Source organism: Arthrobacter glycogeni, from assembly GCF_054510815.1.
Map to the genome: position 1 here is coordinate 14,056 of NZ_JBTNDV010000019.1, position 13,533 is coordinate 27,588.

Sequence of the window (13,533 nt, forward strand, 5' to 3'; positions counted from 1 at the left end):
TTAGGCGTCCTTCCGGTCGGCCGCACCGAGGGCCTGGCCGATGGCCGAGCTCGGTGTGTGCTGCTGTTGCAGTTCGGGGTGGTGGAGATCCAGGGCGGGACGCTCTGAACGGATCCTGGGCAGTGAGGTGAAGTTGTGGCGCGGTGGTGGGCACGACGTCGCCCACTCAAGTGACGCCCCGAAGCCCCATGGATCGTCGACCTCGACCTTCTTGCCGCTGCGCCAGGTGATGTACACGTTCCAGAAGAACGGGATCAGCGATGCGCCGAGGATGAAGGATGCGATTGTTGAGAACTGGTTCATCGCCGTAAACCCGTCCTCGGGCAGGTAGTCGGCGTAGCGGCGGGGCATGCCGATGACGCCGAGCCAGTGTTGGATCAGGAACGTTCCGTGGAAGCCGACAAAGAGCATCCAGAAGTGGATCTTCCCCAACCGTTCGTTGAGCATCTTGCCCGTGAACTTCGGCCACCAGAAGTAGAACCCGGCGAACATCGCGAAGACAACGGTGCCGAAGACGACGTAGTGGAAGTGCGCGACCACGAAGTAGGTGTCGGACACCTGGAAGTCGAGGGGTGGCGACGCGAGGATGATGCCGGTGAGTCCGCCGAAGAGGAAGGTGACGAGGAAGCCGAGGCTCCACAGCATGGGTGTCTCAAAGGTGATCGAGCCCCGCCACATGGTGCCTATCCAGTTGAAGAACTTGACGCCCGTCGGCACCGCAATCAGCATCGTCATGAACGCGAAGAACGGCAGCAGAACCGCACCAGTAACGTACATGTGGTGCGCCCAGACTGTCACGGACAGTGCAGCAATGGCGATGGTCGCGTAGACCAGACCTTTGTAGCCGAAGATGGGTTTGCGGCTGAAGACCGGGAAAATCTCGGAGACAATGCCGAAGAAGGGCAACGCGATGATGTAGACCTCCGGGTGACCGAAGAACCAGAACAGGTGCTGCCAGAGGATCGCTCCCCCGTTCTCCGGGTCGAAGATATGGGCCCCAAACCGTCTGTCCGCGCCTAGAGCGAAGAGCGCTGCGGCCAGCGGCGGAAAGGCCATCAGGACGAGGATCGCCGTCACCAGGGTGTTCCAGGTGAAGATCGGCATCCGCCACATCGTCATGCCCGGGGCGCGCATGCAGATGATCGTGGTGATGAAGTTGACTGCACCCAGAATCGTTCCGAAACCGGACAGCGCCAGCCCAAACACCCACAGGTCGCCACCGAGCCCCGGAGAGAAGGTGGTGTTGGATAGCGGGGCGTAGGCGAACCAGCCGAAGGACGCCGCACCCTGGGGCGTGATGAACCCTGACACAGCGATGGTGCTGCCGAAGAGGAAGAACCAGAAGGCCAGGGCGTTAAGCCGAGGGAAGGCGACGTCGGGTGCGCCGATCTGGAGGGGCATAATGACGTTGGCGAAACCTGCGAAGAGCGGCGTCGCGAACATCAGCAGCATCACCGTGCCGTGCATGGTGAAGAGCTGGTTGTACTGTTCCTTGGTCTGCAGGATCTGCATGCCGGGTTCGAACAGTTCCGCACGAATCACCAAGGCCATGACGCCTGCGAAGCAGAAGAACACGAAAGAGGCAATCAGGTACATGTACCCGATGGTCTTGTGGTCGGTGGAGGTGATCCAGCTGACCACCACACGGCCCTTCGACCGGGGTACTACCCGAGGGGCGACAATGGTGCCGGAATCCTCGGCCGTATATTCGTAAGTGGACATCAGCCGTTACTCCCCGCTGGTTCTAGTTCGTCGTCCGGGGCCGGATTGCGATCGTATTCTTCCCCGAGCTGGCCGTCTTCAAGGGTGGCCATGTGAGCATCAAACTCCTCCTGCGAAACGACAGCAACGTTGAACAGCATCTCCGAGTGAAACTCGCCGCACAGTTCAGCACATTTACCGTCGAAGGTGCCTTCACGTGTGGGAGTGAGCGTGATGAAGTTGGTGCGGCCGGGAATCATGTCCCGTTTCTGCAAGAACGCCGGCACCCAGAAGGAGTGGATGACGTCGCGGGCGTTGAGCTGGAGTTCGACCGTCTGGTTGACCGGCAGGTAGAGCGTCGGAAGCGTCTCTGGAACGCCTTCCTCGCCGGTGAGATTGGCCTGGACGCCGCTAAAGTATTTGTCTTCGTTCACATAGTTGAAGTCCCACGACCACTGCTTTCCTCGAACGTCGACCACGACGTCCGGGTCGTCGACGCGGGCGTCAATGGCCTGCTGGTCCCGGTCGGTGAAGTAGAAGAACACCAGCACCATGAACAGTGGGATGGTCAGATAGAACACCTCCAGTGGAAGGTTGTAGCTGACCTGTCGGGGAAATCCTGTCTCATTCCGGCGACGGCGATAGGCAACGATGCACCAGATGATGAGACCCCAGGTAATGACGCCCACGATCAGCGCGGCGATCCAGGAATTCACCCACAGATCGATGATCCGGCCAGTATTGCTGGTGTTGTCCCGCTCAGCGGGCAACCAACCCTTTTGGACTTCAGATGAACAGCCCGACAAAAACAGCGCGCCTACCAGCGTGAGGCTGGAGATCTTGGCGATCCGTACGCGCCCGGTGCCGGTTCGGTCCTGCGAACTCACAGACGGCCCTTCCTATTCTTACGTGTCTGCCACCGCTGGCGGCATTACCCCGTGTGCGCAGAAAGCACACATTTAGTTTTACTACTTACTGTAGAGCTTACCTGTAAGAGCCGCCATTGGATGACGCGGCAGCAGCCCGCCGCCGAACTTTTCGCGGGTCGTTTCCGGTGGTTGGTTGGGCAGAACACCCCTGTTAGTGGAACGAGTCGCCACACGCGCAGGAGCCGCCAGCATTGGGGTTGTCGATGGTGAACCCTTGCTTCGAAATGGTGTCTTCGAAGTCGATGGAGGCACCCGCAAGGTACGGGACGCTCATGCGGTCGACGATGACCTCGACGCCGTCGAAGTTCCGGACGGCATCGCCGTCGAGAGTCCGCTCATCGAAATACAGTTGGTAGATCAGACCGGAACAGCCGCCGGGCTGCACGGCGACGCGGAGCCGCAGGTCGGTTCGGCCTTCCTGTTCCAGGAGGCTACGCACCTTGTCGGCGGCAACGTCGGAGAGCTGCACCTCGTGCGCGGCCAATACGGCCGCAGTGGTTTCGTTGGTGGTTTCGCTGGTGGAAGTACTCATGATTGGTTTCTCCTCGCTGTGGACACGTGTCGCGGATTTGCGTCCTGCTCAATGGTACGTCGGTAGTCCCGGTCGGAACCAACCCGGCGGATTCTGCCCGTCCTGGGCCCCAGGTTCCGCCATTCGGTGGTGGGACGTCAGAGGCCCTCGGCGTTGATCCGGGAGAGCATCAAGGCCTCGGCGAGGACAGCCTTCTGGAATTCGGCGAGGTGCAGCGATTCGTTGGCGCTGTGCGCGCGGGAATCCGGGTCCTCAACACCGGTAATCAGGATCTGCGCAGCCGGATACACCTCGGTGAGGTCCGCGATGAACGGGATTGAACCGCCCATGCCTGCTTCCACCGCCGGGACGCCCCAGGCTTCCTCGAGTGCCCACAGCGCTGTCTTCGCTGCTGGCGCCGCGGTGTCGGCAGCGAAGGCGTTGCCAGTCTCACCGGCGGTGAACGTCACCGTGGCACCGAAGGGTGCGTTCAGTTGGACGTGGTCTCTTACCGCGGCCATGGCCGACGCCGGATCCTGGCCCGGCGCAAGGCGCAGGCTGAACTTGGCGCGCGCCCGCGGCAGCAGGGTGTTTGCTGCCAGCGCGACGGTCGGCGCGTCCAGTCCGATGATGGACAGGGCCGGTTTGGTCCAGAGCCGTGACGCGATGGACCCGGTGCCCGCGAGCCGCACGCCGCCGAGCACTGAGGCGTCGGCACGGTAGTCGGCTTCCGGATAGTCGACTGTTGCGTCGTCGCCGCCGGCCAGTCCGGCAATGGCGACGTCGCCGGCGTCGTCATGGAAGGTGGCGATCAGCCGGGACAGCAGGGTTGGCGCGTCGAGAACCGGCCCCCCGAACATCCCCGAGTGCACCGCGTGCTCAAGGACCTGTACTTCTACGGTTCCATCGACCAGCCCGCGGAGACTGGTGGTAAGGGCCGGAACGCCGACCTTCCAGTTGCTGGAATCGGCCACCACAATGACGTCCGCCTGCAGCAACTCCCGGTGGGTGTCGAGGAAGGTCCTGAACGTTGGTGAGCCTGCCTCTTCCTCCCCCTCAATGAACAGGGTGACGCCGACGCCGAAGTCCTCCCCCAACACCTGGTCCAACGCCCGGAGCGCACCGAGGTGCGCCATGATCCCGGCCTTATCATCGGCCGCTCCCCTGCCATACAACCGGCCATCGCGTTCGACGGCGGTGAACGGCTCGCTTTCCCACAGGGCAGGGTCCCCCGGCGGCTGGACGTCGTGGTGGGCATAGAGCAGGACTGTCGGCTTGCCGGGCGCGGCGGGACGGCGCGCAACGACGGCGGGACCACCCGGTACACCGTCCGTGCTGACCCGCAGCACCTGGACGTCGTTGATGCCCGCGGCCCGGATCAGCTCCGCGACAGCGGCGGCGCTGCGATCCAGCTCGGCCGGGTCGAAGGCCGCCCAGGCGATCCCGGGAATGGCCACCAGGTCGACAAGCTGACTGACTGTCCCATCGAAGCCCGCCGCGACAGCGGCGCGGAGATCCTGGGTTGAGAAGTCTGTGCTGGACGGAAGTCGTTGCTGAGTCATGAAGACGACCTTACACAGTAGCGCTGGACAGGGACGCTACACATCCCACTGACGCAAGTCCGGGCGAACGGGCCCGACGCGGCGGGTATCCTTGAAGGGTGTTTGGACGTAGAAAAGAGGGCCCTGAGGCCCCAGTAGACCAGTTACCCGTAGAGCGCTCAGTTGGTAAGGGGGTGCCGACGCCGCGCCGTAGCTCGCAGGTGGCTGCCAGGAAGCGCCCGCTGGTCCCCGATGACCGGAAGGCAGCCAAGGCGGCAGGCCGCGACGCGCAGCGGGCAGAGCGGCTCAAGACACGGCAGGCCCTCGACACCGGTGACGAACGGTACCTACCGCTGCGCGACAAGGGCCCGAACCGTCGCTACGTCAGGGAATTTGTTGACGCCCGCTGGAACCTCGGCGAGTTCCTGATGGTCGCGGCGTTGGTTTTTGTGTTGCTCAGCTTCGTGCCCAGCATGCAGGTGCAGGCCATCGCGTTGAACGCTTTTTGGATCGGCATCATCGCCGTCGTCGTCGACTGCTTCCTGCTCCGAAGAAGCCTGAAGAAGCGGTTGACCGCCAAGTTCGGCGAACCAGGCCGCGGCGATCTTTGGTACGGAGTCACCCGTGCATTGCAGCTTCGCCGGTTGCGGCTACCCAAGGCACTTGTGAAGCGCGGCCAATACCCCGCCTAGAAATACTTCGAAAACGCCCCGGCTTCGACAGCCAGGGGCGTTTTCGTTTGTTTCCCGGGATGTTGCCGTTCAGGGTTTCTGCCGTTCAGGGTTATTGCCGGGCGGCGAGCAGTGCCTCAAGGCGGCGGTTGATCTTGCGGGCCCAGAACGGTCCTTCATAGAGGAACGCCGTGTACCCCTGGACCAGGGTGGCGCCCGCATCAAGGCGTTCGAGTACGTCCTCGGCGGTTTCGACGCCACCAACCGACACGATGGCCAGCTGGTCCCCGGCGGTCGCCCGCAGGCGTCGGAGCACTTCGAGCGAACGCTGCTTCAGGGGGGCTCCACTGAGACCGCCGACGCCGCACTTCATCACCGTTGCGTTGTCGGTGACCAGACCGGACCGGGTGATTGTGGTATTCGTGGCGATCACCCCGTCCAGCCGGAGGTCGACAGCGAGGGCAGCGACGTCGTCAATGTCCTGGTCCTCAAGGTCGGGCGCAATTTTGACCAGCAGCGGCACCGGCCGGCCGGCGCATTCGTCAGCGGTCCGGCGGACTGCGGTGAGCAGCGGCCGCAGCGATTCGACGTCCTGGAGGAGCCGAAGACCTGGCGTGTTGGGCGAGCTGACATTGACCACCAGGTAATCGGCGGCGGGGGCGAGCTCGCGGGTGCTGACCAGATAGTCCTCGACCGCGTCCCGCAGGTTGACTGACTTTGTCTTGCCGATATTGACGCCGATGATGGGCCGGTTGGCAACGTACCGCCGTTCCAGCGTGGTACGGGCCGCCCGGAGGCGCGGCGCGACCGCAGCGGCCCCGTCGTTGTTGAAGCCCATCCGGTTGATCACCGCACGATCCGCGATGAGCCGGAACAGGCGGGGCGTCGGGTTGCCGGGCTGCGCCTGACCGGTGATGGTGCCTACCTCAACGTGGCCGAACCCCAGGCTGGTCAGGGCGGCAATCCCGTGCCCTTCCTTATCAAAACCGGCGGCGAGACCAAACGGCGACGGAAACGTCATCCCCAGGGCGCTGGTCTGCAACCCCGGATGCGGTTTGGTGAGCTGGCGCAGAACCAGTCCTGCCGGCGTGCGCCCGGCTACCCGAATCAGGCGAAACCCGATCCGATGAGCCCTTTCGGCATCCATGCGGGCAAAAAGCAGTCGGAAAATCGCCGGGTAGATTCGCATGGTCTAAAACTCCCATGCGGGGCCAGTCAACAACAACTCGTTGTCGAAGGGGCAAGCCGTGGTGCGGGCCCGTCAACCGCAATTGCGGTTACAGTTTTCGGATGGGGTTGATCTGGAAACCGGACTATCTCGGCGACGGGTTCACGTGCGCCGAACTGAACCTCGGGTCCGACGATGAGGGCCCGTGCGTCGCCACCCTGGTGTCCTACGCCCGTCCAGTCGTCCCGGCGCCGGCCAGTCCCCCGCCCACCGCAACGAACTTCACCCTGCGCCGCAGCATTACCGCCAACCTGAGCGCCTGGTGGTCGGCGCTCCGGAACCACCCGGCGCCAGTCCCCGCCGAATCTGACGGTGAGGCCGGATCTGTGCCCGACGCGGACTCCCGGACCGTCGCCGCCGTCCTGTATCTGCATGGCTGGAGCGACTATTTCATGCACCGTGGGCTGGCCGAGTTCTACGCCGAGCGCGGCGTCGCGTTCTACGCGCTGGACTTGAAAAAATACGGGCGGAGCCTCCGCACCTGGCAGACCCCCGGGTATGTCACGAACCTCACCGAGTACGACGACGACATTGACCACGCGTTGACGGCAATCTCCGCTCACTCGGCCGAGCAGCGGGGAACCCCCGTCCGGGCGGACATCCATCTGATGGCGCACTCCACGGGTGCGCTGGTCGCTTCCCTCTGGGCGAACCGGAATCCTGGCCGGATCGCCAGCCTGATCCTGAACAGTCCGTGGCTGGATGTGCAGGGTAGCGCCATCCTGCGCGGCGCCACCCAGGGTTTGCTGGACCCCATCATCCGCTTCAGGCCGAAGGCTCGGCTGAAGTTGCCCGAATTCGGTTTCTACTGGCGGAGCATCAGCAACGCCGCCGACGGGGAATGGGAACTCCACCCGCAATGGCGCCCCGAGTTCGGGTTCCCGATCAGGGCCGGGTGGGTTGCGGCGGTCCTGGCCGGGCACGCGCAGGTGCGCAGAGGGCTGACCATTGATGTACCCGTGTTGGTCCTGGCTTCCGCCCGATCGTCGGTCAGCCCTGTCTGGAATGACGCGATGCTCACCACGGACAGCGTCCTCGATGTCACCCTGATGACCCAACGGGCTCTGCAACTCGGGTCAACAGTTACCGTCTGCCGGTTCGAGGACGCCCTGCATGACGTCCTGCTGTCCCGGGAGCCGGTGCGTCGCAGGGTGTACCAGTCGCTCGATGCCTGGCTGCGCTGTCAGGAAACAACCCGGCTGGGGCGGCAGGCCTGGGCACCGCCTGTAAACCAACGGGCCTGAACACCGCTGGCTGGACTCGCCCAGTTTGAACCAGCCCAGCTGGACCAGCCCAGTTTGAACCAGCCCAGCTGGACCAGCCCAGTTTGACCAGCCAGACTGCACTAGCGACTGAGCTAGCCCGGTGCCGACGCCGAGTGGTCGACCGCTCCGCCGTATCTGCGGTCCCGCGCGGCGTATTCCCCGATGGCCCGCCACAGCACCCGCCGGTCGACGTCGGGCCAGAGGACATCCATGAACACCATTTCGGCGTAAGCGGACTGCCACAACATAAAGTTGGACAGCCGCTGCTCACCCGACGTCCTGAGGAACAGGTCAACGTCGGGTAGATCGGGCTCATCGAGATACTTCTGCACTGTCTTCTCGGACACCGCCGAGGCCCGCAGCTTCCCCGCCTCCACCTGCTCGGCGATGGCTCGCGCGGCGTCGGCAATCTCGGCCCGGCCCCCGTAGTTGACGCACATGGTGAGGGTGCACGTCCTGTTGCCCAAGGTCTGCCGCTCGGCGACCTCAAGTTCCTTGATCACCGATCCCCACAATCGTGGCCGCCGCCCCGACCAGCGGATCCTGACCCCCCAGGCGTCGAGCTGATCCCGTTGCCGGCGCAGGACGTCCCTGCTGAAACCCATCAGGAAACGCACCTCGTCGGGGGACCGTTTCCAGTTTTCGGTGGAGAAGGCGTAGACGGAGACGTGGGTGACCCCGATCTCGATGGCACCGGCCATCACATCCAGCAGCGCTGCTTCGCCGGCCCGGTGACCCTCGGTCCGGGGCAGGCCGCGCTGGTTGGCCCACCGGCCGTTACCGTCCATTACGATCGCCACATGCTTGGGCACGAACTGCGCGGGAATGGTGGGCGCCGTCTCACCGCTGGGGTGCGGCCACGGCTCCGAAGGGGTACCCGGTCGGTTCTGGATCACTGACGCTCCACTAGTTTGAGGGACTTGACGACACGTTCAAGATGCCACTGCAGGTAACTTGCCACCAGTCCTGCCGCTTCCCGGCGGGACTGCGGACCTGAAGCATCAGCCGTTTCCCAGTCCCCCGACAGCAGGGCGGCCAGCAGCGCCATGGACTCGGCCGACGGCGACGCCGCACCGGGGGGCCGGCAATCCGAGCAGACGCCCCCGCCCAGTGGTGCCGAAAACGCGGTGTGCGGTCCGGGGGTGCCGCAGCGGGCGCAGTCGGTGAAGCTCGGAGCCCACCCGGCGGTGGCCAGGGCCCGCAGCAGGTAGGAGTCGAGGATCAGCTCCGGGGCGTGCAGCCCCCTACTGAGGGCTGAGAGCGCACCAACGATCAGGTTGTACTGTGCGGTGGAGGACTCGCCGTCGGCGTCTGTCAGCCGTTCGGCGGTTTCGGCGATCGCCGCGGCGGCCGTGTAGCGGCCGTAGTCGGCGGCAATCCCGTGACCGTACGCGCCCTTCGTCTGGGCCTGGGTAACCACGTCGAGGCTCCGACCGGCGACCAACTGCAGATCGACGGTCATGTACGGTTCCAGTCGCGAACCAAACTTGCTGCTGGTGCGCCGCACCCCCTTGGCAACGGCTCTCACCTGCCCGTGGTCCCGGGTCAGGAAAACGATGATCCGGTCGGCTTCGCCCAGCTTGTGGGTGCGCAGCACCACGCCTTCAGCGCGGTAGGTGCGGGAAGCGAAAGACGAAGACACTCCCCTATTTTCGCACCCCTTACCCTTTGCCGATGCATCCGGCGGTGGCGCGCCGCCCCGCCGCCGGACGCACCAGCGCCGCATGAACCAGTGCGGCATGAACCAGTGCCGGGGGCGTCCCGGTTGCTAGCTGGACTGCTGCTGGTCCCTGATGGCCCGGTTCACTGCTGAGATGACCGCTTTCAACGCGGCCATCGTGGTGTTTGAATCGATACCTACCCCCCACAGGACGCGCTCGCCGATGGTGCATTCGACGTAGGCTGCCGCCCGGGCGTTACCGCCTGCTGACAGGGCGTGCTCGGTGTAGTCGAGCACCCTGACGTCGACGCCGTCTTCGCCCAGAATGCCCAGGAGGGCCGCGATGGGGCCATTGGCCTGGGAGGAGCGGCGCTGCTGGACCCCGTCGACCAGCAAAGAGGCTGTCAGTTTGAAGGAATCATCTTCGGCTGTCGCGGTGTTGACGCTCATCAGCGCGTAATGACCCCAGGTGCCCGCGCCTCCGGACCGGCTGGGCAGGTATTCGTCCTGGAACACCTTCCACAGTTCGGCACCGCTGATCTCTCCGCCGACGGTGTCCGTCCGCCGCTGGATGACCCCCGAAAATTCGATCTGCGCCCGCCGGGGCAGGTCAAGGCTGTGCTCGTTCTTGAGCAGGTATGCCACCCCGCCCTTACCGGACTGCGAGTTCACCCGGATCACTGCCTCATAGCTGCGCCCAATATCCTTCGGATCGATCGGCAGGTACGGGACAGCCCACGGGATGTCCTCGACCGTCTTGCCCGCTTCGGCGGCGTCGCTCTCCATCCGCTCGAAGCCCTTTTTGATGGCGTCCTGGTGAGAGCCGGAGAATGCGGTGAACACAAGGTCCCCGCCGTAGGGCGAGCGTTCCGGGACGGGCAGCTGGTTGCAGTACTCAGCGGTCCGTCGGATGTGGTCTATGTCGGAGAAGTCGATCTGCGGGTCGATGCCCTGCCCGTAGAGGTTCATACCCAGGGTGACCAGGTCAACGTTGCCGGTGCGCTCACCGTTGCCGAAGAGGCACCCTTCGATCCGATCGGCGCCGGCCAGGTACCCAAGCTCCGCCGCCGCCACTCCCGTACCGCGGTCGTTGTGAGGGTGGAGCGACAAGATGATGTTGTCCCGGTTCTCCAGGTTGCGGCACATCCATTCGATGGAGTCGGCGTAGACGTTGGGGGTGGCCATCTCGACTGTTGCCGGCAGGTTCAGGATCATCTGGCGGTCGGGACCGGCCTCGAGCACGGCGGCAACGTCGTTGCTGATCCGGGCAGCGAACTCCAACTCTGTGCCGGTGAACGACTCCGGTGAGTACTCGTAGGTGATGTGGGTGTTTCGAAGGGTCTCCTCGAACTTGCGGCAGAGCCGCGCGCCGGTCAGCGCAATGTCGACGATGCCGTCCATGTCCTGGTTGAAGACCACCCGTCGTTGCAGCACGGACGTCGAGTTGTAGAGGTGAACGATGGCCCGGTCAGCGCCGTCAATGGACTGGTAGGTACGCTCGATCAGGTGTTCCCTGGCCTGGGTGAGGACCTGGATCGTGACGTCATCGGGAATCCGGTCCGTTTCGATCAGTTGGCGGACAAAGTCAAAGTCGGTCTGCGACGCGGACGGGAACCCCACCTCGATTTCCTTGTAGCCCATCTGTACCAGCAGATCGAACATTTTGTGCTTACGTTCAGGGCTCATGGGGTCGATCAGCGCCTGGTTGCCGTCCCGCAGGTCGACGGCGCACCAGCGCGGCGCCTTGGTGATGACCTTGTCCGGCCAGGTCCGGTCCGGCAGGTGGACGGTGATCTGGTCCTGGAACGGGGTGTACTTGTGAAACGGCATTCCGGAGGGTTTTTGTGCGTTGCGCATGGGGGGTTGGCCTGTTCTGTGGAAGTTCTTGGGGCAGATGCTTCACGACTGGGCCGGGGCGTTACTGACTCCGCAGCGGGGGGTCGGCCTTGACTAGGAAGTCGTTCTGGCCCCGCCACGGCAGCTAAGTAGAAGCAGTTCTGCGCGCACAAGCCAACCCTAGCACGGAGCATAGGATGGGCTTCGGAACGATTTCACTCTCAGCGGTTAGGACCACCCATGGCATCGGCAGCCACGACCAGCGCGACCACGACTACCGCGCCCCGCGTGCAGGACGACCTGTTCCGCCACATCAACGGCAGCTGGCTTGACGCCACCGACATCCCGTCGGATCGGCCGCTCGAGGGCGCGTTCACCCAGTTGCGTGACGCAGCCGAACTGGCCGTCCGCGAGATCATCGAGGACGCCGCCGCCACGCCGGACGCCGCCGGAGACACCTTCAGGATCAAGGCGCTGTTCAGTTCGTTCATGGATGAGGAACGGATCGAGCGGCTGGCCGCCGACCCGGTGGTACCGATCCTCCGCCGGATCGCCGCTGTGGGGTCGCCTGCCGAGCTGGTCGCGTTGGACGCCGACCTGTCCCGCACTGGAAGTGCCGGCCTGGCGTTGCCCTATGTCAGCAACGACGCAGGCAATCCGGAGCGTTACGTGGTGCACCTTTACCAGTCGGGGCTGGGCATGCCCGATGAGTCGTATTACCGTGAGGACAAGTTCAGCCAGACCCGGGACGAGTACCGGCAGCTCCTCGCAGCCTTGCTGACGGCGGCGGGAGAGCCCGACGCCGAGCAACGGGCACAGGCAGTCGTTGGCCTTGAGACACAGCTTGCCGCCTCCCACATGGATGCGGTGACCCGGCGGGACCCGCAGGCCACCTACAATCTGCTGACCCTTGATGCGCTGACCGAGCTCGCGCCGTTCAGCCGGGCCTGGCTGGACCGGCTGACCGGAAACAACACCGGAATGGGGGAGCTGGTGGTCAGCCAGCCGGAGTATCTGGCAGCCGTGGACCGCCTGATGGTCACCGAAGACCTGAGCGTGTGGAAGAGCTGGCTGGCCACCCGGGTGCTGCTGCACGCCGCGGGCTATCTCAGCAAGCCGTTCGTCGACGCGGCCTTTAAATTTTACGGCACCCAGCTGAGCGGGACGCCCAGGATCAAGGACCGCTGGAAGCGGTCGGTGGCGCTGGTGGAAGGGGCAGTCGGCGAAGCCGTTGGGCGCGAATACGTGGCCCGGCATTTCCCGCCCACCCACAAGGCGGTCATGCTCGGCCTCGTCGAGAATCTCCTGGCCGCCTACCGGAGCAGCATCAGCTCCCTCGACTGGATGACCGACGAAACCAAATCGCGGGCCCTCACGAAACTGGACCAGTTCCACACCAAAATCGGGTTTCCCGATTCGTGGATTGACTATTCGGCACTGGACATTGTCGACGGCGACACCTACGGGAATGTGCAGCGGGCCACCGCGTTTGAACTCGATCGTCAGCTCGCGAAACTCGGTGGACCGGTTGACCGGGGGAACTGGTTGATGACCCCGCAGACGGTCAATGCGTATTACCTGCCCACCATGAACGAGATTGCTTTCCCCGCCGCCATCCTGCAGCCACCGTTCTTCGACGTTGACGCTGATCCGGCCGTGAACTATGGGGCGATCGGTGCGGTGATCGGCCATGAAATCGGTCATGGTTTCGATGACCAGGGCTCCCAGTTTGATGGCAGCGGCCGGCTCGCCAACTGGTGGACCGATGAGGACCGTGCCGCGTTCGATGCGCTGACCCAACAGTTGGTGGACCAGTACGACCACCTGTCCCCTGCAGAAGCGCGGGAACATTCAGTGAACGGCCGGCTGACCCTGGGAGAGAACATCGGGGACCTGGGCGGTCTGACGATCAGTTACCGGGCCTATCTCCTCAGCCTCGACGGCCACGAGCCACCGGAGGTTGATGGCCTGGCTGGCGCACAACGCTTCTTCTTTTCCTGGGCGCGATGCTGGCGGCAGAAAATCCGCGGTGAGGAGGCTCTACGCCGCCTCACCGTCGACCCGCACTCCCCCAACGAGTTCCGCTGCAACCAGGTGGTGCGGAACCTCGACCAGTTCCACGATGCGTTCTCCGTCACCGACAGCGACGACCTGTGGTTGGACCCCGCCCTGCGGGTCAGGATCTGGTAGC

General features: G+C 64.3%; 11 protein-coding genes. 3 read left to right on the forward strand and 8 right to left on the reverse strand.

Features of this window, described 5'->3' with window-relative positions; translation table 11 throughout:
- The 4 genes from ctaD to ACX80G_RS16280 form a co-directional block, all read right to left on the reverse strand.
- On the reverse strand, positions 1 to 1,722 hold the full coding sequence (ctaD, locus tag ACX80G_RS16265; protein ID WP_459308974.1) for an aa3-type cytochrome oxidase subunit I: 1,722 nt from the start codon (positions 1,720 to 1,722) through the stop codon (positions 1 to 3).
- On the reverse strand, positions 1,722 to 2,588 hold the full coding sequence (gene ctaC, locus ACX80G_RS16270) for an aa3-type cytochrome oxidase subunit II (RefSeq protein WP_459308975.1): 867 nt from the start codon (positions 2,586 to 2,588) through the stop codon (positions 1,722 to 1,724). Before ctaC ends, ctaD begins: the two co-directional genes overlap by 1 nt.
- A gap of 193 nt (positions 2,589 to 2,781) precedes the next feature.
- Positions 2,782 to 3,162 carry a HesB/IscA family protein gene (locus ACX80G_RS16275; RefSeq protein WP_459308976.1) on the reverse strand — a complete coding sequence of 127 codons (381 nt, stop codon included), beginning with the start codon at positions 3,160 to 3,162 and terminating at the stop codon, positions 2,782 to 2,784.
- Positions 3,163 to 3,299: 137 nt separating this feature from the next.
- Complete coding sequence (locus ACX80G_RS16280; RefSeq protein WP_459308978.1) at positions 3,300 to 4,703, reverse strand: dipeptidase; 1,404 nt, start codon at positions 4,701 to 4,703, stop codon at positions 3,300 to 3,302.
- 98 nt (positions 4,704 to 4,801) lie between these two features.
- Here ACX80G_RS16280 and ACX80G_RS16285 point away from each other — a divergent pair, with 98 nt between their 5' ends.
- On the forward strand, positions 4,802 to 5,374 hold the full coding sequence (locus ACX80G_RS16285; RefSeq protein WP_459308980.1) for a DUF3043 domain-containing protein: 573 nt from the start codon (positions 4,802 to 4,804) through the stop codon (positions 5,372 to 5,374).
- 91 nt (positions 5,375 to 5,465) lie between these two features.
- Here ACX80G_RS16285 and ACX80G_RS16290 read toward each other — a convergent pair whose 3' ends face one another.
- On the reverse strand, positions 5,466 to 6,542 hold the full coding sequence (locus ACX80G_RS16290; protein ID WP_459308982.1) for a quinone-dependent dihydroorotate dehydrogenase: 1,077 nt from the start codon (positions 6,540 to 6,542) through the stop codon (positions 5,466 to 5,468).
- Positions 6,543 to 6,643: 101 nt separating this feature from the next.
- Here ACX80G_RS16290 and ACX80G_RS16295 point away from each other — a divergent pair, with 101 nt between their 5' ends.
- Positions 6,644 to 7,825: an alpha/beta hydrolase gene (locus ACX80G_RS16295; RefSeq protein WP_459308984.1), complete on the forward strand. Its 1,182-nt coding sequence runs from the start codon at positions 6,644 to 6,646 to the stop codon at positions 7,823 to 7,825.
- A 113-nt stretch (positions 7,826 to 7,938) separates the two neighbouring features.
- Here the strand turns inward: ACX80G_RS16295 and ACX80G_RS16300 are convergent, their stop codons facing one another.
- The 3 genes from ACX80G_RS16300 to leuA all read right to left on the reverse strand — a co-directional run bounded on the left by ACX80G_RS16300 (position 7,939) and on the right by leuA (position 11,363).
- On the reverse strand, positions 7,939 to 8,742 hold the full coding sequence (locus tag ACX80G_RS16300) for an isoprenyl transferase (protein WP_459308986.1): 804 nt from the start codon (positions 8,740 to 8,742) through the stop codon (positions 7,939 to 7,941).
- Positions 8,739 to 9,488, reverse strand: a complete 750-nt coding sequence (gene recO, locus ACX80G_RS16305; protein WP_459308988.1) for a DNA repair protein RecO — start codon at positions 9,486 to 9,488, stop codon at positions 8,739 to 8,741. Before recO ends, ACX80G_RS16300 begins: the two co-directional genes overlap by 4 nt.
- Before the next feature lie 126 nt (positions 9,489 to 9,614).
- Positions 9,615 to 11,363 (reverse strand): 2-isopropylmalate synthase, encoded by a 1,749-nt coding sequence (leuA, locus tag ACX80G_RS16310; protein ID WP_459308990.1) that lies wholly within the window; start codon positions 11,361 to 11,363, stop codon positions 9,615 to 9,617.
- Positions 11,364 to 11,582: 219 nt separating this feature from the next.
- Between leuA and ACX80G_RS16315 the strand changes: the two genes are divergently transcribed.
- Positions 11,583 to 13,532: a M13 family metallopeptidase gene (locus ACX80G_RS16315; RefSeq protein WP_459308992.1), complete on the forward strand. Its 1,950-nt coding sequence runs from the start codon at positions 11,583 to 11,585 to the stop codon at positions 13,530 to 13,532.
- Position 13,533 lies beyond the last annotated feature (1 nt).